This window comes from Bradyrhizobium cedriense, assembly GCF_054602315.1.
The window spans coordinates 380,594-402,045 of record NZ_JBTSWB010000007.1 but is presented as its reverse complement, the minus strand read 5'-3'; the positions used below and the strand labels follow the sequence as shown (position 1 = coordinate 402,045).

Sequence of the window (21,452 nt, the reverse complement as noted above, 5' to 3'; positions counted from 1 at the left end):
TTCAACCATATCATAGGCGCTCAATCGTGATCCGGATGCTGATGGCTGACGATGGTCGCCATCTTCTCCGGTCCGTAATTCTGTTGCGTGGTCTGGCTCGGCAGGTTGGAGATGCCGACCACCCAGCCGAGGCGGGACTCGGTGCCGAACTGCCGCGTCGGCACGATGCGGTCGGGCCGGTCGAAGGTGCCGGTCATGATCTCGATCCGGTCGCCGTCGATGCGGCCGAAGCTTAGCGGCGTGCCGCAGGCGGCGCAGAAGCCGCGCTCGGCGATCGTGGAGGAGCGAAAGAAGGATGGCTGGCCCTTGGTCCAGCTAAAATCCGTCTTGTTGATGTCGGCAAAGGAGGCAAACGGCGCGCCGGCGGCCTTCTGGCACATCCGGCAGTGGCAGATCGAGACGCGGGTGGGTGCGGTCGTTACCGCAAAGCGCACGGCGCCGCATTGGCAGCCGCCGGTGAGAACGGGTTTGCTGGTTTCGGTCATGCCTGCTCCATCCGTCGATAGGCGTCTTGCAGCGTCGCAAGCGCATCGCCTCCGGCGAAGATGAAACCGGTAACGCCGGCCGCGCGCAGGGCCGCCTCGGCATCGGTCGGGCGGCCTGCCAGATAGATATGTCGCGCGCCTGCGGTTTGCAGGGCCTGCGCCGCGGCTTCGGCATGTTCCGCATAGACCTTGTCGCTGGAACAAAGACAGGCGAACTCCGCGCCGGAGTCCTGGTAGGCGGCACTGAGCTTGGCTGGATCAGCAAAGCCCTCGCTGTCGATGGCCTGGATGCCGCCGGCCTCGAAAAAGCTCTTGGCAAAGGTCGCGCGCGCCGTGAAATCCGCGGGCGTGCCGAGGTTGGCCAGGAACACCTTTGGACGGGCGCCGCGCGCCTTCAACACGGCATCGGATTTGTCGCGCAGCGCCTCGAACGGTTCCGCCAGCCGGATCGGCGGCAGCGCCTCGAACTTGTATTTTGGTTCACCGTAGGGAGCGAGTGCGATCGGCGTCGCTTCCAGGACGGTGGCTGCGCTTTCATGCAGGTTCGGAAACTCGCTGGCGCCGGTCAGCACGTCGCGGCGTCTTGCGATGTTGGCCTCACGCGCCTTTCGCGCGGCCGCGACCTTGCTCTGGAACACGCCCTGCTGAAGCGCGGCGAAGGCGCCGCCGGATGTCTCGCTCTCCTGGAACAGCGCCCAGGCGGCGTCGCAAAGCTGCGCCGTCAGCGTCTCGATGCCGCCAGCGCCGGCAGCGGGATCGCTGACCTTGGCGAGGTTGCTTTCTTCCAGCAAGAGAAGCTGGGTGTTGCGCGCCACGCGCCGCGCGAACGGATCGGGCAGGCCGAGCGCCAGCGTGTGCGGCAGCACGGTGATCGCGTTCGCGCCGGCGAGCCCGGCGGCGAATGTCGCGATGGTTGCTCGCAGCATGTTCACGTAAGGGTCGCGCTGCGTCAGCATGCGCCAGGCGGTATCGGCGGCAATGAACAGCGGCTTTGGCGTGAGCCCGCACGCCTGCTCGATGCGTGCCCACAGCAGCCTCAGCGCGCGGAATTTGGCCATGGTCAGGAACTGGTCGGCATCGGCGGAGATCCGCGCATAGATCATGCCCTGCGCCTGCTCGAGCGGAATGCCGGCGCCTTCGATCGCACGCAGATAAGCGACGCCGCAGGCGAGTACGAAGGCGAGCTCCTGCACCTCCGAGCCACCGGCATCATGGATCACGCGCCCGTCGGCGGAGGCGAACGGTCCCTTGAAGCCGAGCGCGGCGAGACCCTGGATGGCGCCGCCAATGGCGGGAACGATCTCGTTCCAATCATAGGGGCTGTAGCCCCACACTGCGCAGGCCGCGAGCGGATCTACTCCGAAGCGGATGTCGCAGGCGGCGGGGTCGAGGCCCTTGCTCTTCACATACTCCGCGAGATGGATCGCGGCCATCCGCGACTGCGGACCGATCTGGAGCTCGAGGCCGATCCCGGCGTCGAGATGGACGTCCTTCAAGACTTTCGCAATCGCATCGGCCGACGGTTCCAGCCCGAAACCGTAAGCTCCGTTGCCGTCGGCGAACACCAGCGCGAGCCCGGTCGCGCCATTCTCCAGATCCTGCAAAGCCTGTGCATTCGCGGCGGCCGCATCGGGATGGTCGACCCGCTGCACGATCTGCCACGGCGCAGCCGGCCGCCGTCCCACCACGGGCGCAACGCCCTTGGCGCGAGGATAGAGCGGATCGATCTTGATGCCGTCATAGGTCTTGCCGACCAGCTTCTCGAACGGCGCGCCCTTCAGCACGCCGTCGACCAGCTTGCGCCAGTCCTCGACGGTCGCCTTGGGAAAATCCGCCGCCAGCGGCAGGTCTTCAGTCACGGAGGTCATGCGGCGAGGGGCTCCCAAACATCTTGTTGTTCGCTGGCGAAATTGCCACGGCAGGCCGTCCCTGCAAACGGTTGTTTTTGGTTAACCGGTATCCGGAAGCCGCTCAATGCCTTGCGCCGAGACGCTGGCGAGCCCGTCACGCACACGAATGCCCGAGATGACGCGGTCCGGCGCGATTTCGGCCAGTGGCACCAGCACGAAGGCGCGCTCGAACAGGCGCGGATGCGGCAGCGTCAGGTCGGGCTTCTGCAGGCTGACGTCGTCGTAGGCGATCATGTCGAGATCGAGCGTGCGCGGTCCCCAGCGCCGCGCCTTGTCCCGGGTGCGGCCGAATTTCTGCTCGACCTTCTGCAGCACGAACAGCAGCGCATGCGGATCGAGACCGGTCTCGATCTCGATGCAGGCGTTGATGAAGGGATCCTGGTCCTCGTCGCCCCAGGGTGGCGTGGCATAGTCCGATGAGCGCGCAATCAGTGCGCCTTGCGCCATGCCGCAGATATGGGCGATCGCCTTGCCGAACGTCGCGCGGACATCGCCGACATTGCCGCCCAGCGCGATCAGCACGCTCGCCATGCTAGGGGTGCCGCGAGCGTGTCAGCATGATGCCGACATCGTCGAAGATCGCAGCGATGGGCGCATGCGGCTTGTGCACCGTGATCTTCACGGCGCGGATGCGCGGGAAATTCGACAGGATGGCGTCGGCCACTGCGCCGGCAGCGCGCTCCAGCAGCTTGTAATTGGTATTCTTGAACGCCGCAGTGGTCGTCGCCACGACATCGGCGTAGGACACCGTGTCCGCGAGCCGGTCGCTGCGCGATGGCTCCGAGAGGTCGGTATAGAGTTCGAGATCGATGACGAAACGCTGGCCGACTTCGGTTTCGTGATTCATCACGCCGTGGCGGGCATGGATAGACAGGCCGGTGACGAAGATCGTATCGGTCATTGCTTGCTCTCGATTGCATGCGCCACCCGCAGGGCCTGCAGGGTTTCGCCGACATCATGGGTCCGGATGATCTTCGCGCCGCGCTGCGCGGCGATCAGATGGGCCGCGATCGAGCCACCGAGCCGCTCCGATGGTTCCGACGGCGACGCCGAGGCGATGAAGCGCTTGCGCGAGGCGCCGACCAGGATCGGCAGGCCGAACATCTCGAATTCGCGTAAGCGCGCCAGCGCGGTCATGCTCTGCTCGGCCGTCTTGCCGAAGCCGATGCCGGGATCGAGCACGATCTTGTCGCGTGCGATGCCGGCCCGTGCGGCGATATCGAGCGAGCGCCGAAAGAACGCCTTCATATCCGCGATGATGTCGGCCGCCGGATCGACGCTGTCGCGGTTGTGCATGACGATGATGGGGACGCCTCTTGCGGCGATCAGCGGCGCCATGTCGGCGTCGCGTTGCAGGCCCCAGACGTCGTTGGCGATCGCCGCGCCGTGGTCGAGCGCGAAGGCTACGACCTCCGCCTTCATGCTGTCGATCGAGACGGGCACGCCGAGCGCCGCCACGTCGGCCAGCACCGGCTTCAGCCGGGCGAGCTCTTCCGCGGCCGTGACCGGCCGGGCGCCCTTGTAGGGACGGGTGGATTCGGCGCCGATGTCGATGATGTCGACGCCATCGGCGATCATCGCCCGCGCCCGTTCAATCGCCCGCGCGGGCGCGATGAACTCGCCGCCGTCGGAGAAGGAATCCGGGGTGATGTTGAGCACGCCCATTACCGCCGGGATCGGCCGTTCCAGCAACGTCCGCAGCGCATCACGCCCGGCCGAGCCGGCCGATGCGTGGGAGGGGGAGGGCGAGGCGTTCATGCGCGTGGCTTTAGCGGTCGGGGAGGGGGAGTCAAGACGGGATTGGAGCGGCGGTTGGGCGTGGCCGAACGTTATGCGGCACGTACGCTCTCGCGCCCCGGACGCAGCTCAGCGCATCCCTGCAGATGCGAAGCATCGTCCAGTGCAGCGATCCGCTGCTGAGCCGGGGCCCATGCCTGCCAAGTGCTGTTTGCGTGGTGCGAGGCCCGGCTCTGCGCAGCGACGCAAGGGGCGTTGCACCGCGTCCGGGACACGAGAGTGAGCGTGACGCCCGCTGGTGAAACAGGGGCAGAAAGAACCGCCCTAATACGTGATCTTCGGCGGCAGCTTCTTGGCCTTGGCGATGATGTCGCCGACCGACTTCTCGGAAGGCAAGATGCGGACGAGCTTCTTCTTCTCGTTGGCCTCGCGCATGCTCTGGGCGAGCCTCGCCGGATTTCGATAGGCGAGCTCGCGCACCGTGGTGACGCCGGCGGCGCGAACGAGGCCGACCTTGGCCCGGCCCATGCCGGGGATGCGCATGTAGTCCGAGACATTGGCCCATTCCAGCAGTAGCTGCTCGCTGATGCCGGTCTTGGCCGATAGGGCCTTGCGGCCTTTCACGGTCGAGGCCGCCTCGAGCAGCGCGTCGGTGGTGCGGATTCCTTGCGCCTTCAGCTTGTTGGCGGCAAAGGCCGAGAGGCCCTCAATCTCGGAGATCGGATATGTCATGATGCTCGATGTGAATGCGTGGCTTCAGGCGAACTGGCTGAGGCCCGGCGTCCCCGCGATGATCTTGCCCATCTGATCCGCTCCGATTTTGTCTCGGCCGTAGCGGAAAAGTTCACGGGCGACTTTTTGAATGTCGGACATGCCAAGTCCCAGACCCATCAGGCGCGTGCCCACGGCCATCAGACCGCCGCCCATCAGCCGTGTCAGGCCGCCGCCGCTCTTGGACGCGTCGATCGCAGCCTCTGCTCCGGGAATCTGATCGATCAGGGCCTGCACGCTATCGGAGGGACCCTCGCTGCGGAGGAAGCCCAGGATAATGCCGACGGTTTTTTCAGCGACAGCACTATCTATGCCGGCGTTTGTCGCCAGCCGTCCGATCAACTCGTCCATAAGACCCGCCCCTCAGCCGGTTCACATGCCGGAGTATTGCTTTCGAGAATGATCTTGGGCCGGTGTGACGTGAAATTCAAGCGATGAACGCACGCGCCGCGCGAATCATATGCGAACGCGCGGAAGGTGTTGCAGCCGTGCAAGAGCCAAGAAGGAATCGGCGAAAAATTGCCGCGTTGCGAACACCTCGCCCCTACTTTCGGCTGACCTCGTCCGTTGTGTCCGACAATGTCGCATGCCTGGGGGCGTTGAACGGTTTTAATCGGTGCGCGACATGCGTTAAACTGCGGAACTGGTGCATTTGAGTTTCAATACGCGAAACTCGGCAGAGAGATCAGAGAGAATAATGACCGCACAGGACAGCAAGCTCGGCGATACCGACGACAAGATCTTCGTCGGCAAGGGAAACGAGCAGGCATGGCTGACGCTGGCGCTCGCCAATCGCCACGGCCTCGTCACGGGCGCAACCGGAACCGGCAAGACGGTATCGCTGCAAGTGATGGCAGAAGGATTTGCGCGCGCCGGTGTTCCAGTGTTCGCGGCGGACATCAAGGGCGACCTCGCCGGCATCTGTCAGATCGGCGAAGCCAAAGACTTCATCGTCAAGCGCGCCAGTGAAATGGGGCTGACATTCCAGCCCGACCAGTTCTCGACGGTGTTCTGGGACGTGTTCGGCGAGCAGGGCCATCCCGTGCGCGCGACCGTGACGGAAATGGGCCCGCTTTTGCTCGCGCGCATGCTCGACCTGAACGACGTGCAGGAAGGCGTGCTCAACGTTGCCTTCCGCGTCGCCGACGAGAATGGCTGGCCATTGTTGGACATGAAGGATCTGCGGTCGCTGTTGGATGCGATCGTTCCAGCCAGCGGCAAGAAGGGACCGGAAGCTGAGGAAGATCCGTTAGCCGAGATCCGTAAGGCCGCGCAGAGCTTCGGCAATGTGAGCAAGGCGACGGTTGGAACCATTCAACGCCAGCTGCTGGTGCTGGAAAACCAGGGCGGAGCGAAATTCTTCGGTGAGCCGGCACTGGAGCTGAAGGATTTCATGAAGATCGATAGGGACGGTCGCGGCGTCGTCAACATCCTGGTCGCCGACAAGCTGATGGAGAGCCCCAGGCTCTACGCTACCTTCCTGCTGTGGCTGCTGTCGGAGTTGTTTGAGGAGCTGCCGGAAGCCGGCGACCTGCCGAAGCCAAAACTGGTGTTCTTTTTCGACGAGGCGCATCTGCTGTTCAACGATGCGCCGAAGGCGTTGATGGACAAGATCGAGCAGGTGGTTCGTCTGATCCGCTCCAAAGGCGTCGGCGTCTATTTCGTCACCCAGAATCCGATCGACGTGCCGGATAAGGTGTTGGCTCAGTTGGGCGGTCGCGTGCAGCATGCGCTGCGCGCCTTCACGCCACGCGACCAGAAGGCGGTCGCCGCTGCGGCGCAGACCTTCCGGCCCAACCCGAAGCTCGACACGGCCAAGGTGATCACGGAGCTCGGCAAGGGCGAGGCGCTGGTGTCCTTCCTCGAGGGCAACGGCACGCCTTCGATGGTGGAGCGGGTGATGATCCGGCCGCCGTCGGCCAGGATCGGACCGATCACGCCGGACGAGCACAAGGCGATCATGGCTGCAAGCCCTGTGAAGGGCAAATATGACACCGCCGTCGATTCCGAGTCCGCCTACGAGATGCTTCAGAAGCGCATCGCCGCCACGGCGGCCACGGCGGACGGTCCAACTGGTGGAAGCGGCGGCATCCTGGGCCAGATCGGCTCGATCGTCGGCACCATCTTCGGCACCAACGTCAAGCGAGGCCGTCTGTCGACTGGCCAGGTCATTGCGCGGGACGTGACGCGATCGGTGACCAACCAGGTGATCGGCGGGCTGGCCGCCAATGTCGGCAAGTCGGTCGGCGGCCAGCTCGGCGGCTCGATCGGCCGTACGCTGGTCCGCGGCGCGCTCGGTGGATTGCTGCGGCGGTAGGCGGAATGCGGACGGAAAGGTGATCCCTCCACGGGGCCATCGGCCTTCCCCCGATTCGGGAGGGCCGACCAGCACACATTAAGGTGAGGGGACTCTCCAAGTCTCCGTCGGTCTGCTACGTCCTGTTGGTCGCCGCACAGGATCGCACCGTGACTCCGCCCGCCCCGTTAGCCAAGCCTGACGCGCCCAGACGCTTGTCGCCGCGTGCGCCCCTGGATCTGCTTTTTCTGCTTTGCTGCATTCTCCTGACGGCCGACGTGCTCGTCCCCGAGATTTTCGGCCGTGGCAAGACCAAGGACTACTTGCTCTGGTACTGGGCCGGACAGCAGGTCTTGCAGGGTGGGCCGCTCTATCCCGCTACGGCCCAGGAGTACTTCGACTTCATCTATCCTCCGTTGCCGGCGATCCTGCTGGCGATTCCGGCCTGGTTCGGCAAGATTCCGCTCTATGTCATTCTGTCGATTCTGAATGCTGTGGCGTGGTGGTACACCGGGACGCTCTCCCAGGTCATGGCCGGCTCGGACCGCAAGCCAGGCCGTTGGCTGGAAGCGCTGCCGGTCTTGGTTACCGTCGCCTTCGTGTTCGACATGTTCGATCTTGGCCAGCCGAATCTCGTCCTGCTCGCGATGATGCTCTATGGCTTCTGGAGCTTGCGGCATCAGCGGGCGTGGCTCGCCGGTTTCTTGTTCGCGCTTGCCGCCGCCATCAAGGTGTTTCCGATTGCAGTGCTCCCCTATCTGCTCTGGCGGAGGAAGTGGGCCGCCCTCGTCAGCACGATCGCCTTCACCGGCATCCTGCTCTATGTCGTGCCGGCGCCGATCCGCGGCTTCGAGCGCAACGCGGCCGAGCTTGCGATCTGGTATCAGGGCATGGTTGGGACGAGCTCCGAAAAGGGCTTTGGCCAGCGCGCGGAGCAGAACTGGTCGTGGGTCAACCAGTCCCTCATCGCCGTCACGCACCGTCTGGTCCGTCCGATCAACTACAATCAGGATGATCGCAACAAACCGCCGCGGACGATGAACGTCATCGACGTCGATTACAGGACGGCGAACTGGATCGTGCTGGCGCTGTCGGCATTGCTCGGGCTCGGCTTCGTCGCGATCATGCCGCGGGAGGCGCAGCGGACGGAGCGCTCGGACGCCGAGGAGCTCGGCATCCTGCTCTGCTTGATGACGGTGGCCTCGCCTTTAGCCCGGCAGTACTACTTCCTGTGGCTGTTCTTCCCGATCACGGTTCTGACGCATCGCGCCGCCTTCGACGTGCGGGCGCATGTGCGCCTGGGAACCTGGCTCGCCCTGGGCGCCGCCGGCATCCTCCTGCTGCTGTCGCTGCCGTGGTTTCCCCATGTCATCCAGGCCTGGGGCAACAACCTCGCCGCGACCGCCGTCCTCGCAGGGTGCCTCGCCTGGCACATCCGGCATCCGCCGGTTGCGGCTGGCCCCAAGGCCGCACCGGCGATAAAACCCGGGACCTCTTGAGACCCAACAATCAGGATCACGACCATGGCCAATGCGCAGCTCCAATCCGTGCTCGACCACATCGACAAGGATTTCGACAACAGCCTGGAGCGTCTGTTCTCGTTGTTGCGGATCAAGTCGATCTCGGCCGATCCCGCCTTTGCGGATGATTGCAAGGCCGCGGCCGAGCATCTCGCCAAGGACATCGCCAGCCTCGGTGTCGCCACCGAGGTGAGGCCGACCGCGGGCCATCCCGCCGTCGTCGGCAAGATCGCGGCAGGCGGGCGGCCGCACGTGCTGTTCTACGGCCACTACGACGTGCAGCCGGTCGACCCGCTCGATCTCTGGCACCGTCCGCCGTTCGAGCCCGTCGTCACGGATCATGCCGATGGTCGCAAGATCATCGTCGCGCGCGGCGCCGAGGACGACAAGGGACAGGTGATGACGTTCGTGGAGGCCTGCCGTGCCTGGAAGAAGGTGACGGGCTCGCTGCCGGTCGACGTCACCTTTCTGATCGAAGGCGAGGAGGAGGTCGGTTCGAAGAATTTCGTCCCCTTCATTGAGGCCAACAAGAACGAGTTCAAGGCCGACTACGTGCTGGTCTGCGACACCGGCATGTGGGACCCCAACACACCGGCGATCACCACCTCGCTGCGCGGGCTGCTCTATGAGGAGCTCAAGATCACCGCCGCCAACCGCGATTTGCATTCCGGCGTGTTCGGCGGCAGTGCGATGAACCCGATCCGGGTGCTCACGAAAATCCTCGGCGGCCTGTTCGACGACGACAACCGCATCACCATTCCGGGCTTCTATGACGGTGTGAAAGACACGCCCCCTGACATCATGGCGCAGTGGAGGAAGCTCGAATTCACGCCGGACTCGTTCCTCAAGCCGGTCGGCTTGTCGCTTCCTGCGGGCGAGAAGGGCAGGCTGCTGGTCGAGCAGGCCTCCACGCGTCCAACCTGCGACGTCAACGGCATCTGGGGCGGCTATATCGGCGAAGGCTCCAAGACCGTGATCCCGTCGCATGCATCGGCGAAGGTGTCGTTCCGTCTCGTGCAGGGCCAGGACCCGCAAAGGATCCGCAAGGCCTTTCGTGACTACGTGACGGCGCGCATTCCCGGCGACTGCAAGGTCGAGTTCGGCGACCATTCCGCAGCGCCGGCCGTCGCGCTCGACTGGAACATGAAGCCGCTCGCCGCCGCTCGCACGGCACTAACGGAAGAATGGGGCAAGGAGACCGTGCTGATCGGCTCGGGCGCCTCGATCCCCATCGTCGCCGACTTCAAGCGCACGCTTGGCCTCGACTCGCTGCTCGTCGGCTTCGGCCTCGATGACGACAACATCCACTCGCCGAACGAGAAATACGACCTGCGCGGCTTCCAGAAGGGCATCCGCTCCTGGGCCCGCATCCTCGCGGCGCTGGCGGAGGTGAAATAGGGGCTTGCAAGCCGAAGCTTTGCAAAATGCCAGCTTCGACAAAGTCCGGCCGCCACCAACGTTCAATCGAGGTTTGAAGTTTGAAATGATTCTCGGCAGAGCCGATGGTTTGTGGCTGAACGAACCGAAGAGATGGGCCGCGGAAGGCGACAGCCTTCAAATCGTTACCGACAAGGCCAGCGATTTCTGGCGTGAGACGCATTATGGCTTCAATCGCGACAGCGGGCATTTTCTTGGTTTTCCGACTGGCGAGGCATTCACCGCCGAACTACACGTCCAGAGCGACTTTCGGCACCTCTACGATCAAGCGGGCATCATGGTTCGCATCGACGAGCGGCATTGGGTCAAGGCCGGGATTGAGTTCTCGGACGGACAGGCCATGCTTGGGAGCGTGTTGACGGACGAGCGTTCCGACTGGACGACTGCACCGTATCAAAACGATGCCAGCGACTTTTGGGTACGCGCAACCGTCGACAAGGGTGTGCTTCGGTTGCAGTTTTCGGCTGACGGCAAGCTTTGGCCGCTGATGCGGCTGGCTCCATTCCCAATGGCAAGCTCCTATCGTGCCGGGCCGATGGCCTGCACGCCCGAGCGGGATGGGCTCAAGGTCCTGTTCACAAGCTTTCGTCTGTCGCCGCCGCTTGGTAGGTCTTTGCACGATCTAAGCTGAGGGAGCCGCCAGCGCGTTGCTTTCAAACAAAAACGCCGCCCGGAATTGGGCGGCGTTTCATTCCAAAAGGCGTAGAGGTTCGTTGGGTGTTACCCTACACCAAATCCGGAGAATCTCAAGACCGGTAGCCCGGAAGCTCGCGGTCGAGCTTGCGCAGCAAGGGCGGCCACACGAGGTTGGTCGCGCGCAACTCGGCGCGGTCGCGGTTCGAGAGCAGCTCCGTGTTCTTGTCGATCGCGGTGTCGTCGACCGGATAGATCGGCGTGCCCAGCGCGCGCGTGCGCACCTGCATCGAACAGGCGCGCTCGAGGTGATACATGCGCTCGAATGCGGAGGCGACCGAGCGGCCGACCGTGAGCGTGCCGTGATTGCGCAGCAGCATGTGGTTGTGATCGCCGAGATCCTTCTGGAGCCGCGGCCGCTCGTCGTGGTCGAGGGCGATGCCTTCATAGTCGTGATAGGCGAGGTCGTGGGTGACGAGCTGGGCAGTCTGGTTCAGCGGTAGCAGGCCTTCCGCGCTGCTCGACACCGCAGTACCGTCGAGGGTGTGGAGATGCAGCACGCAGATCGCGTCCTCGCGCACCTCGTGGATCGCCGAATGGATGGTGAAGCCGGCCGGGTTGATGCTGTATTCGCTCTCGGAGAGCTGGTTGCCGTGCAGGTCGACCTTGACGAGGCTCGAGGCCGTGATTTCCTCGAACATCAGTCCGTAAGGGTTGATGAGGAAGTGATGGTCGGGACCGGGCACGCGGGCGGAGATGTGAGTGTCGACCAGATCGTCCCAGCCGTATAGCGCAACCAGGCGATAGCAGGCGGCGAGATTGACACGTTGCTGCCATTCCGCCTCCGTCATGTTCGACGGCACTTCCCTCAGGCGCGCTTCCGCTGGCGACATGGCTGATCTCTCCGAACGTCGTTGTTGCGGGCGCAAACCTAGTCTTGCTGCGGGCTGCCAGCAAGGCGACCAAAGGCGCGGCAGTTCAGCGTGGCCCGCATGAGCGGAAGCGATATGCGGGGCTTGCCCGAAGGTCCCGGATGTCGCTGGCGCCTATCCAGGCTGCGGCTGCGCTTTTCTTGTGCAGAAATTACGGCGCCGGGATCGATAGCAGGCTGGAAATGCCGCGGCCGCGGATGTCGTAGACGCGGGCGAACACCACGTCGTCGCGCTTGATCTCGACCATCACGGGCGCGGTGAGGCCCTTGCAGTAGAACTCGCCGAGCGTCATTGCGAAATCGGCCGCGTTGGAATCCCAGCCAATGGTGAAGTCGGGGCCGAGCGCGACCTGCGCGGGCCGCTGCGGACCGCAGACGGCGACCTTCCATTTGCGATTGCTGGGCGGCACTTCCTGGCGCTCGACGAGTTGCTCGCGCAATTCGTCGGAGGCCTGCTTCAAGGCGAGGCCCCAATAGTCCAGCATGAAACGATTATCGGCGCCGCGCACGGTCCCGGCGATATGGTTGAAGTGCGTGTACTGGTAGGGATGCAGCCGGATCATCTCGGCGAGCGACAGGGCGAGGCCAAAGCAGAAGGTGGCGAGCACGACCGGTTGCCAGGTTCGATGATTGGCGCGCAGGCGCTCCATGGCCCAGGCGAATGCGACGCCACCGAGCACCGCCATCGGCGGGATCACGAAGACGAAATGGCGGATGCCGTTGTAGAGCGCAGGGCGCTTCACCATGGCGATCACGAGCGGCAGGGTCGCAGCCAGCGTCAGCATCAGGAGGATGGTCTTGCGGCGCGCCGGTACCTCGCGCCGCGGCAGCATGGCGAACGTGCTGAACACGGCCCCGGCCATCAGCACCAGCATCACCTCCGGCAGCTGGAGTGCGAACAGCGTCGGCAGATAGGACCAGGGCATGTCGGGCACCGACACGATCGCGCCGTCGAACATCTCCTTCCACGGCTTCTCGAAGAAGTGCGAGAAGTAGGTCAGCGCCTCGAAGGGATTGCCGGGCTCCATGATCGACCACGGCCAGATCAGGCCCATGATGAGGTAGCCGAGCACGAGGCCGGGCAGCAGCACATAGACGACATGGGCGAAGCGGCGGGCCGACTCGCGCAAACCTTCGGTGCGCAGTTCCTCCAGGAACAGCGGCGTGAAGCCGATCACGGCGTAGACCAAGGCGAGGCCGCCGAGAACGCGGCAGCCCAGCGAAAGGCCGGCGCCCAGGCCGACAATGAGGATCGTGCGCGGTGACGGCTGCGGATATTCCTCGGCGAGCCGGACGAGCCCGAGCATCAGGATGATCATGGCCACCGCGAAGGGCGCATCCTTCGGGTTCATGAACATGTGGCCGTAGAAGATCGGGCACAATGCGAGCAGCAGCAGGGATGCAAGACCCGCAAGAGGGCCGCCGATGCGGCGGCCGAGCCGCCAGGTCACGGCGAGGCCGATTACGCCGACGATGGCGCCGACCAGACGGCGCGTCTCGAACAGCTCGAGCGGAATGACCTTGTGGAGCAGGGCCGCGACCATGTCGAAGCCGCCGCCATACATGTAGAGATTGGCGAATGAGAGCGCGGCGGTGTCCTTGAAACCGGAACCGAACATGCGCAGCAGGAGATCGGCATATTCTGCGTGGGTGTAGTCGTCCCAGCCGAGTCCGTAATCGCGGAAGGTCAAGCCTGCGGTGACGGCGACCGCAGCAAGGACCAGCATGGCGAGATCGTCGCAAGTCCGCTCGACCGAGCGCCGCAAGGGCGTGTCGATCGCCGAAGTCGTGATGGATGTCATGGCTATCGGTGCCCCGGAATCCCCTCTTGGCCCTGCTCGTGCGCGCGGGCCTGCTCCCCGGACTCCGTATAGCGCAGTTCCATTACCAAGTAATTGGGCATTATGGCTAAATTCCTGATGCGGCGCAGCAATTCCCGTTGCTCGAGAGCCGTCTCAGCAGTAGCGAGCCGGAGCTGAAGGGAATGTGAATAAGTCTCTGATTTCCTTCCCTTTAGGAACGCCGCCTACAATTGGCCGTTGGCGTGGAACACCGTATGACGGTATCGTGGCGTAGCGGTTGTCGCGTGTGGATGCGCGGCCGGGGGTGAGTTCGATGAATTTGGCTTTGTTGATCGTTGGGATCTGCGCCCTCCTGGCCGGGCTCCTTGCGATCATTTTTGGCCTGACGATCAGGGAGTTCAGCCTCGGCGGTACTCTCATAATATCCGGCACCATCGGCGTCTGCTCCGGAATGTTACTGGTCGGCCTGCATCTGGTGCTGCTCGAGCTCAAGGGCATCGCGCGCCGGCTGGTCGCGCCGTCCGAGGTTCGGGTCAGGCCCGTGCTGCCTGGCCTCGCGGTGCCTGGAGCGGTCGCGCCCGAGCCGGTGCCGGGTGCGGCAGCGAGGATCGAGCCGGCGCCGCCGTCACCGCCGTCCGCAAGTCCGCCGCCGTGGCAGAGCGAAGCTGCGGCCCGCGAGCGTCCGCGCGTCGAGGGCGTGCAGGAGCCGGAAGCTCCCACGCCGCCGCCCGCTCAGGAAACGCCGCGCCGGCGCAACCTGCTGTTTGCTTCGACCTCGCGCAAGGAGCGTGAGCGCACGGACGCGAAGACGACTGAAGGTGCGCCGCCGCAATCGCCTGCGGAACTCAGCCAGGCCGCGGACACTCCGCCTGCGAGCTTTGATGCTGCCTGGCCGAAGCCGGACCGCATGCGCCAGCCGGAGCCGCCGGCCGCCTCTCGTCGTCCGCCGCCACGCTCCCCGTCGGCCCTTGCGGAGGCCGCCCCACCGCCGGCACCCGAACCGCCGCCATCCGTGGAGCCGGCGCCGGTGACGGTGCTCAAATCCGGCGTCGTCGACGGCATGGCCTATTCGCTCTATTCCGACGGTTCGATCGAGGCGCAGATGCCGGAAGGCATGATGCGCTTTGCCTCGATCGACGAGCTCCGCGCCCATCTCGACCAGCGTGGTTGAGGCCACCGTGCCTTAAGTAAAGCGGCACGGTTCACCAGTAATCGGTGCATCCTCGCCAGTCGTCCTATTTCACTCGAATGTATTGTTGACACGGAATACTTTGCCGTCGTCAATCCCGTCGGACGCAGGCTTGAGAAGGGACGGGTGCATGTCGGAAGCGGGTGCAAAGAATTTCGTCGAGCTGACGGCGGGCATCGTGTCGGCCTATCTCAGCAACAATCCGACGCCGGCGGCCGAGATTCCAAACCTGATCAGCCAGGTGCATGGCGCCCTGGTGCGGGTCTCGTCGGGCCGAACCGAGACGGCGCCGCTCGAGCCGGTGAAGCCGGCAGTGTCGCTGAAGAAGTCGATCGCGCCGGACTATCTGGTCTGCCTGGAGGACGGGAGGCGCTTCAAGTCGCTGAAGCGCCATCTGCGCACGAAGTACAACATGACGCCGGAGCAGTACCGCGAGAAATGGGGCTTGCCGGCCGACTATCCCATGGTCGCGCCGAACTACGCGGTGGCGCGCTCGCAATTGGCGAAGCAGATGGGGCTGGGACAGCAGCAGCGGAAGCGGAAGTAAGCCTTCTACGAGGCTGCCGCGAGCGCCTCTTTGGCATCGCTCTTGATGCGCTCGACCATCGAGCGCAGGCCGTTCGAGCGCTGCGGCGTCAGATGATCGCGAAAGCCGAACTCGTTGAACACCGCGATTGCGTCGCTGTCGAGGATCTGCTGCGGCGTGCGGCCCGAATAGAGCGCGAGCACGATCGCGACCAGCCCGCGCACGATATGCGCGTCGCTGTCGCCGCGATATTTCAGGATCGGCTCGCCGCCGCTGCGGTCGACCAGCTTCTGGAGCCAGACCTGGCTGACGCAACCTTGCACCTTGTTCGCGGCGGAGTGCTCGGCCTCCGGCATCGGTTCCAGTGTGCGGCCGAGCTCGATGACGTACCGGTAGCGGTCGTCCCACTCGTCCAGAAGCTCGAAATTGTCCCTGATTTCGTCGATCGTGGTCATGCTGTCCCGTGTTCCCTTTCAGGCCAATATAGGGACGCGAGGACGTGAAATCGATAGGGAATGGGCTCTTCGACCGCGTGTCGCCGGTCGCCGCGTTCAGCGCGACGCCTGTCTAATTCGCAGGCTGCGGTCCGCGCCATTCCAGCGCGAGGTCGTCCTGGGTCAGCGTGTCGCGCGGCGCCTCGTTCGCGGCAGCGTCACCTTCGTCGGCCATCGCGATCGAGCCGGTATGGTCGGGCGCCTTCTTGTCGGTCTTCTCGTTCTTTTCGTTGGTGATCTGCTCTTTCTTGTCGTTGATGATCTGGTAGAGCTTCTTCGCACCGTCCTGGGCGCGCTGGCCGATGATGGTCGCGGCCTGTCCGCCGACCTCGCAGGCGGCCGGCTGGCGCTTGCAGAACTGGGTCATGTCGGAGACGGCCGCAGTCGCAGCCTGCACGGCGTCGGCGGCGCCGATCTGCGGCAGCTTCTCCGATTCGGGCGTCTTGTCCCGCGGCAGGAGCACCAGCACCAGCCCGAGCCAGAATGTGATGCGAAGCAGAAAGCGCATCTTGCGACCTGTACGTTCGATCCCGTCCGCGGCGATCTCCGCGGATGGGCGGACCTAGCAACTCTCGATAAATCGCAAGTGATTGCCTTGAGCTTAATTCGCGGAAAATTTACGCCGAATTCTTCGGAGGCGACGCTTCCGTAAATTTTCGATTGACGCCCACACCAGCGATTCTGCTGGGCTTGCCTCGCATCCACCAATTCGAAACCATGCGGATGAAGGTGAAACCCTGTGTTCACCATGCGCAGCGAAGACGTCGTCAAATCGTCTAAAAAGCCCCGCGATGACCGGGCGTCCGGCTGCCCGCGGCGCTGCCTTAGCACTCGTTTAAGGTCGCTCTGACACGGTGGCTCAACGACAAGGAGGCGTTCCGGCGCGTCTTCAAAGACGATCGAGCCGAAGCGCGAGACCCGTGACAGTTTTGAGTATCATCCGCGATTGTCTCGATGCACTGCTGCATCCCTCCGCGCGCTACGATGCGCTGATGCGAGCGCGCCATCGTGCCTTCATGGCGCCGCGTCTGCTCGGCAGCCTTGCCGCTTTTGCCGCATTTCCGGTCTATCTCGCCATGCGCGGCGCGCCGAGCGCGATCGAGGTCGCCGCCTTCGCGTGGCTGATCGCGCCGATCATGTTGTCCTGGTTCCTGTCCCGCACGGGCCGCTATGAAGGCGCGCATGTGCTGTCGTCGCTGGCGCTCGCAGGGTTGATCATGGCGGTGGCGGTCACGACGGGCGGCATCGAATCATTCGCCGCGGTCTGGCTGGTCGTGGTTCCCCTCGAGGCTGCGCTGTCGGCCTCGCGCCGGGTCGCGGCTTTCGCCTCGCTGCTCGCGCTATCCTGTGCGGGGATGCTGATCCTGCTCAGCCAGCTCGGTGGGCTGCCGGTGGCGGAGCCGAGCGCGGCCGAGCGCGGCGTGCTGATGGCCTTCGGCATCGCGTCTGCGACCCTCTATGCCGGAGGCCTCGCCTTCGGCGCGGAATCGCTCGCGCGCACCAGCGTCGCGCTGTTGTCGCGCGAGGAGGAACGCTATCGCCTGCTGGCGCGCAACATGAGCGACGTCATCTCGCGGCATCGGCGCAACGGCGCGGTGCAGTTCATCTCGCCTGCGGTGGAAGCCATGCTCGGCATGCAAGTGGCGCAACTGCACGGCCACGGCCTGTTCGACCGCGTCCATGTCGCCGATCGACCGGCCTATCTCACGGCACTCTCCGAGGCGGCGCGCGGCGACGTGCGCAGCGTCGAGTTCCGGCTGCGGCGGGAGCCCGCCAGTTCCGAACGAGGTGAGGTCGATTTCATCTGGGTCGAGATGCGCTGCCGCCCGCTCGACCAGGACGGTACTCGCGACGTCACGCAGGAGGCTGAAGTCGTCGCCGTGATGCGCGACGTCACCGACCGCAAGCTGTCGGAGCAGGCGCTGGATCAGGCCCGCAGCGCCGCCGAGGCGGCCGATGCCTCCAAGACCCGCTTCCTCGCCACCATGAGCCATGAGCTGCGCACGCCGCTCAACGCCATCATCGGCTTCTCCGAGATGATCGCGCAGGAGCAGACCCTGATGCTGGGTGCGGCCCAGCGCAAGGAATACGCGCAGCTCATCAACGATTCCGGCCAGCATCTGTTGTCGGTCGTCAACGGCATCCTGGACATGTCGAAGATGGAGTCGGGCAATTTCGAGATTGCGTCCGAGCCGTTCGCGCCGCGCGCCTCGCTGCTCCATTGCTGCAATCTGCTGGCGCTGAAGGCGCGGGAGAATGGCATCGACCTGGTTACCGACGCGCCGCAAGACCTGCCCGTGATGACCGGCGATCCCAGGGCGTTCAAGCAGATCGTGCTCAACCTCGTCGCCAATGCCATCAAGTTCACCGAGCGCGGTGGTCAGGTCAGCGTATCGGCCGCGGTGTCGGGTTCGCAGCTGATGTTGCGCGTCAGCGACACCGGAGTCGGCATCGCACCCGACGACCTCAAGCGCATCGGCGCGCCGTTCTTCCAGGCCGGCAAGACCTATCAGCGCCGTCACGAGGGCACCGGTCTCGGACTTTCGATCGTGAAGAGCCTCGTGGCGTTGCATCTCGGTGAATTGACGGTACAAAGCAGGTTAGGAGAGGGCACCGCCGTCACCGTCAAGCTGCCGCTCGTCTACACGCCGCCGCAAGTCAGGCCGGCCGAGAGCAAGATCGCGACGCTGACGCCGGTGCTGCGCCAGGACCTTCACGACCAAGCTCTCGACCAGCCTCAGGACCAACCCGCTCTGGTGAAGAAAAGTGCCTAAGAAGCCTGCCAAGGACGAAGCCGCTCCGCGTCGCCGCGGCGCCAAGGCCGCGGTCATCGATGTCGAGACCGAGCGCAACATCGTGTTGCGCGTGCTGCTGCACAGCCCCAAGGATACGCTGGCCGGCCTGATCGCCGTTGCCGCGATCGGTGCGATCGTTGCCAATGCGCTGTTCCTCCAGACCGGCCGGCACCCCGCGCCGATGTTCGGCACGGTGATCAACCTTCCTGCGCCGTCGGCGGTGCCGCTGTCGAACCCGCTGCCGCGCCCGCGCCCCGTCGGTGCCGATACCTCGCCGCTCGAGCCGCGCGCCACGGAGTTCCGCGTCGAGCCCAAACCTGTCGAGCGTGCCGCCGAGAAGACGCCCGAGAAGGCCGTCGAGGCGACCGCCTCGACGCGTTCGAACGATCCGATGACCAATCTGGTCAAGGCGACGACCTCGACGCCGCCCTCGGCGCTGCGTCCGCCGGCGCCCATTCCGGCGCAGAGCCCGGCCGCGCGACGTATCGCCGGCGTGCAGCGTGCGCTGTCCGAATATGGCTACGGCAATTTGAAGATCACGGGCACCATGAGCGGCGAGACCCAGTCCGCGATCCAGAAATTCGAGCGCGAGCACAAGATGCAGGTCACGGGCCAGGTGTCCGACCGGCTGCTGCGCGAACTCGCAGCCGCCATCGGCCATCCCGTCGAATAGCCGTATCGCCTGTCATTGACGCCGATCAATTCCGCCTATCGCGCGCCCGCACATCAGGCCGGCGTCCGCGGGTGCGCGATTTGCTGGGGATCAATGACGCCCGGGGCTTCGCGGAACATGATCGCCTATCCCCATCAGGGAAGAGAGAGGTCGTCATGTTCAAGGTTTCGATTCTGGTCTGGATCATGTTGGGAACCACGTTGGCTGGAATCAGTCTGATCGTGGTGCTGATGGTGCCGAGCCTCGCGGCGGATGCCATCAAGAACATTCCCTACGCCGTGGCGGTTGGATTTGCACTGGCGATACCGCTGTCTTACGTCGTCGCGACCCAGATACGCGGTGGTCGGGAGAGCACGCGCAAGGCGTGAGGCGCACGAGCCGAGGCTGGCGTGAGACCTCGTGCTGGCCTATCGTCGGAATCATGCGTTTGAAATCCAACATTTGGGTGGCGGCTTACTTGCGCCGCTGCCAGACCGAGGGCGTGTTCGGCGCGGTGCGCCGCCGCGGCGCCGAGGAGGCCGGCGCGGTGTTCATCAAGGTGTCGCTGCTCGACGGCCATGCGATGCTGTATGCGCCGGCGCCGCAAACCGTCTATGACGACGGCCGCCCGATCGATCGCTTCTTCGTGCCGGTCGCGCCGCAGCCCCTGCCGGAGCACACCATCGAGGAACGGCTGACCAGGGAAATCCGCTTCGATCCGGACGCCTGGATCGTCGAGACCGAGGACCGCGCGGGCCGGCATTTTCTCGATCTGGCGAAGACGTGACAATGACGAGGTCGGGGCGCATTGCGCGCCCGCACTCAGTGCCGTGGTCAAGGAGGCGGCGCTAGCGGCTACCGTTCCGGCGATCCGCCGGTTCCCTTCCGCACCGCGGGCGCAGTGCCCGGCTGCACGCCCGGCCGCGTTTGGCTTGTGCCGGCACGCGCGCGCTGGCGCTCGCCGTCATGCAGCGAGGACTGATACTTGGCGCGGGTGACGGCAAGCGCCGAGCCGCGCCAGGCTGCCAGCATCACCAGCGCCGAGCGGTCGCTGAGGCGGTCGTAGAGCCGCGACAGCCGATACACTGCGTTGACGGAGGTGCCGATCTCCGGCTTGAAGAACAACAGGATGCGCTGGAAGACCGGGCTCGGCATGTCGAGCGCACGGGCGGCAACCGCGAGCGCCTCGCCGCCGGCATCGTCGGCGATCTGGGCCGCGACGCGCGAGGGCAGGATCAGGCTGTCGCCGAGCTCGAAGGTGAAGTTCTCGATGTCGCCCGCGATCGCAGCCATCTCCAGGATCTGGATCGCACGCTTGGCCCGCACGGTCGGAATCCGCGGCGCGGCCTTCAGCGGCGTCTGCGCCAGATTGTGCAGGATCAGCGCGCGCTCGGAGGCGCTGGCGTGGAAGAACATGTCATGGATCTCGGCCGCTTCCTTCGGCTGCATCGCGAGGTTGGCGGCCATGCGCTGCTCGGCTTCGGTCGGCACGCGCACCGGGGCGGGCGCAGGCGGCGGAGTCGGGATCTCCCGCGCCAATGGAACCCTGCGGCCTTCCTGTGTCGCGACCAGCCCGAGCTTCTGCAGGACCGGCACGGGCGTCTTCGGATAGATCGCGAGCCGCGCCTTGACGGCCGCGCGCGTCGCATCGTCGACCTGGTCGATCAGCCGCGTGGCGAGCTCGATGAATTGCCGCTGCTCGTCCTCGCTGTGGGTGTTCGTCTGCACATACAGGTCGGTCAGCACGCGCAGCAGCGTCGGACGGACATCGACGCCTTCGCGACGGGAGAGGGACATCAGCCCGTCGAATCCGGGGAACAGCGACTTGGTCATTGAGAGATACGCGACCTGGAAAAGAGACTCGCCCTGAGCCTATCGCAGGCTCCTTTAAAGGCTCGTTAAGGAAAACGAGGCGTGAAACCGGAGGCTTGCTTTGAACGTTCTCGTGCCGCAACGGGACGCCGCGCCTGGGCCCGTGCGGTTACGGTCCGAGAGCCGCGTTTACACCCCGTTAACCATGAACTGATCTTAATGAACGCATGTTGCTGGGGCGCGTTCGGTCGCGCGGCAATCGAGAGAGCTGACATGGGGACCATCATCGAATTTCCGGCCGGTCGCCGGGTAGGCTCGTCGGGGGACGTCACGCCGCACGCGGATATGGGGACGGTTCTGATCCTTCCGGTGATCCGCATCGAGCGCGAGAGCGACGACACCAGCGGCGATCGCGGGCCGGAGCAGGGCACAGCGCCGGGGCGCCGTCGTCGCCGCCGTTAG

General features: G+C 64.9%; 23 protein-coding genes. 11 read left to right on the top strand and 12 right to left on the bottom strand.

Annotated elements, in window-relative coordinates; all coding sequences use genetic code 11:
• Positions 1-20 precede the first annotated feature (20 nt).
• The 7 genes from ACYCVF_RS27305 to ACYCVF_RS27275 all read right to left on the bottom strand — a co-directional run bounded on the left by ACYCVF_RS27305 (position 21) and on the right by ACYCVF_RS27275 (position 5,254).
• Positions 21-485, bottom strand: coding sequence for a GFA family protein (locus ACYCVF_RS27305; RefSeq protein ID WP_459601568.1), 465 nt, complete (start codon positions 483-485; stop codon positions 21-23).
• The gene (locus ACYCVF_RS27300) at positions 482-2,353 is read right to left on the bottom strand and encodes a methylmalonyl-CoA mutase family protein (protein WP_459601566.1); all 1,872 of its coding nucleotides are present in this window, start codon (positions 2,351-2,353) and stop codon (positions 482-484) included. The genes ACYCVF_RS27305 and ACYCVF_RS27300 overlap by 4 nt, the downstream gene beginning before the upstream one ends.
• An 81-nt stretch (positions 2,354-2,434) precedes the next feature.
• On the bottom strand, positions 2,435-2,926 hold the full coding sequence (gene folK, locus ACYCVF_RS27295; RefSeq protein WP_459601564.1) for a 2-amino-4-hydroxy-6-hydroxymethyldihydropteridine diphosphokinase: 492 nt from the start codon (positions 2,924-2,926) through the stop codon (positions 2,435-2,437).
• Between the two features lies 1 nt (position 2,927).
• Positions 2,928-3,296 (bottom strand): dihydroneopterin aldolase, encoded by a 369-nt coding sequence (gene folB, locus ACYCVF_RS27290; protein ID WP_459601562.1) that lies wholly within the window; start codon positions 3,294-3,296, stop codon positions 2,928-2,930.
• Positions 3,293-4,153, bottom strand: coding sequence for a dihydropteroate synthase (gene folP / locus ACYCVF_RS27285; RefSeq protein WP_459601560.1), 861 nt, complete (start codon positions 4,151-4,153; stop codon positions 3,293-3,295). The genes folB and folP overlap by 4 nt, the downstream gene beginning before the upstream one ends.
• A gap of 303 nt (positions 4,154-4,456) precedes the next feature.
• Positions 4,457-4,864 carry a DUF4332 domain-containing protein gene (locus tag ACYCVF_RS27280; protein WP_061020111.1) on the bottom strand — a complete coding sequence of 136 codons (408 nt, stop codon included), beginning with the start codon at positions 4,862-4,864 and terminating at the stop codon, positions 4,457-4,459.
• A gap of 24 nt (positions 4,865-4,888) precedes the next feature.
• On the bottom strand, positions 4,889-5,254 hold the full coding sequence (locus ACYCVF_RS27275; protein WP_459601558.1) for a DUF2267 domain-containing protein: 366 nt from the start codon (positions 5,252-5,254) through the stop codon (positions 4,889-4,891).
• 346 nt (positions 5,255-5,600) lie between these two features.
• Between ACYCVF_RS27275 and ACYCVF_RS27270 the strand changes: the two genes are divergently transcribed.
• From ACYCVF_RS27270 to ACYCVF_RS27255, 4 genes are all read left to right on the top strand, one after another.
• Complete coding sequence (locus ACYCVF_RS27270; RefSeq protein WP_459606685.1) at positions 5,601-7,220, top strand: helicase HerA-like domain-containing protein; 1,620 nt, start codon at positions 5,601-5,603, stop codon at positions 7,218-7,220.
• Between the two features lie 149 nt (positions 7,221-7,369).
• Positions 7,370-8,698, top strand: a complete 1,329-nt coding sequence (locus ACYCVF_RS27265; protein ID WP_459601554.1) for a glycosyltransferase family 87 protein — start codon at positions 7,370-7,372, stop codon at positions 8,696-8,698.
• A 24-nt stretch (positions 8,699-8,722) separates the two neighbouring features.
• Complete coding sequence (locus ACYCVF_RS27260; protein WP_459601552.1) at positions 8,723-10,117, top strand: M20/M25/M40 family metallo-hydrolase; 1,395 nt, start codon at positions 8,723-8,725, stop codon at positions 10,115-10,117.
• Positions 10,118-10,202: 85 nt separating this feature from the next.
• Positions 10,203-10,787 carry a DUF1349 domain-containing protein gene (locus tag ACYCVF_RS27255; RefSeq protein WP_459601815.1) on the top strand — a complete coding sequence of 195 codons (585 nt, stop codon included), beginning with the start codon at positions 10,203-10,205 and terminating at the stop codon, positions 10,785-10,787.
• A 115-nt stretch (positions 10,788-10,902) separates the two neighbouring features.
• Here ACYCVF_RS27255 and ACYCVF_RS27250 read toward each other — a convergent pair whose 3' ends face one another.
• Together ACYCVF_RS27250 and ACYCVF_RS27245 are read right to left on the bottom strand one after the other, a co-directional pair.
• A complete protein-coding gene (locus ACYCVF_RS27250; protein WP_459601550.1) occupies positions 10,903-11,682 on the bottom strand; it encodes a class II aldolase/adducin family protein in 780 nt (259 codons plus the stop codon).
• 190 nt (positions 11,683-11,872) lie between these two features.
• Positions 11,873-13,522, bottom strand: a complete 1,650-nt coding sequence (locus ACYCVF_RS27245) for a glycosyltransferase family 39 protein (protein WP_459601548.1) — start codon at positions 13,520-13,522, stop codon at positions 11,873-11,875.
• Positions 13,523-13,835: 313 nt separating this feature from the next.
• Here ACYCVF_RS27245 and ACYCVF_RS27240 point away from each other — a divergent pair, with 313 nt between their 5' ends.
• Positions 13,836-14,693, top strand: coding sequence for a DUF308 domain-containing protein (locus ACYCVF_RS27240; RefSeq protein ID WP_459601546.1), 858 nt, complete (start codon positions 13,836-13,838; stop codon positions 14,691-14,693).
• Positions 14,694-14,841: 148 nt separating this feature from the next.
• Entirely contained in the window at positions 14,842-15,258 is a 417-nt protein-coding gene (locus tag ACYCVF_RS27235) for a Ros/MucR family transcriptional regulator (protein WP_459601544.1), read from the top strand.
• 5 nt (positions 15,259-15,263) lie between these two features.
• Here ACYCVF_RS27235 and ACYCVF_RS27230 read toward each other — a convergent pair whose 3' ends face one another.
• Positions 15,264-15,692, bottom strand: a complete 429-nt coding sequence (locus ACYCVF_RS27230; protein ID WP_459601542.1) for a SufE family protein — start codon at positions 15,690-15,692, stop codon at positions 15,264-15,266.
• A gap of 112 nt (positions 15,693-15,804) precedes the next feature.
• The gene (locus ACYCVF_RS27225; protein WP_459601540.1) at positions 15,805-16,239 is read right to left on the bottom strand and encodes a DUF5330 domain-containing protein; all 435 of its coding nucleotides are present in this window, start codon (positions 16,237-16,239) and stop codon (positions 15,805-15,807) included.
• Between the two features lie 412 nt (positions 16,240-16,651).
• On the opposite strand from ACYCVF_RS27225, the gene ACYCVF_RS27220 reads away from it, so the two are divergent.
• From ACYCVF_RS27220 to ACYCVF_RS27205, 4 genes are all read left to right on the top strand, one after another.
• Positions 16,652-18,505 (top strand): PAS domain-containing sensor histidine kinase, encoded by a 1,854-nt coding sequence (locus ACYCVF_RS27220; protein ID WP_459601538.1) that lies wholly within the window; start codon positions 16,652-16,654, stop codon positions 18,503-18,505.
• Complete coding sequence (locus ACYCVF_RS27215) at positions 18,498-19,199, top strand: peptidoglycan-binding domain-containing protein (RefSeq protein ID WP_459601536.1); 702 nt, start codon at positions 18,498-18,500, stop codon at positions 19,197-19,199. The genes ACYCVF_RS27220 and ACYCVF_RS27215 overlap by 8 nt, the downstream gene beginning before the upstream one ends.
• A 155-nt stretch (positions 19,200-19,354) precedes the next feature.
• The gene (locus tag ACYCVF_RS27210) at positions 19,355-19,567 is read left to right on the top strand and encodes a hypothetical protein (protein WP_459601534.1); all 213 of its coding nucleotides are present in this window, start codon (positions 19,355-19,357) and stop codon (positions 19,565-19,567) included.
• 53 nt (positions 19,568-19,620) lie between these two features.
• On the top strand, positions 19,621-19,965 hold the full coding sequence (locus ACYCVF_RS27205; protein ID WP_459601532.1) for a DUF1491 family protein: 345 nt from the start codon (positions 19,621-19,623) through the stop codon (positions 19,963-19,965).
• 68 nt (positions 19,966-20,033) lie between these two features.
• Here the strand turns inward: ACYCVF_RS27205 and ACYCVF_RS27200 are convergent, their stop codons facing one another.
• Positions 20,034-21,011, bottom strand: coding sequence for a DUF2336 domain-containing protein (locus ACYCVF_RS27200; protein WP_459601530.1), 978 nt, complete (start codon positions 21,009-21,011; stop codon positions 20,034-20,036).
• 252 nt (positions 21,012-21,263) lie between these two features.
• On the opposite strand from ACYCVF_RS27200, the gene ACYCVF_RS27195 reads away from it, so the two are divergent.
• A complete protein-coding gene (locus ACYCVF_RS27195; protein WP_459601528.1) occupies positions 21,264-21,452 on the top strand; it encodes a hypothetical protein in 189 nt (62 codons plus the stop codon).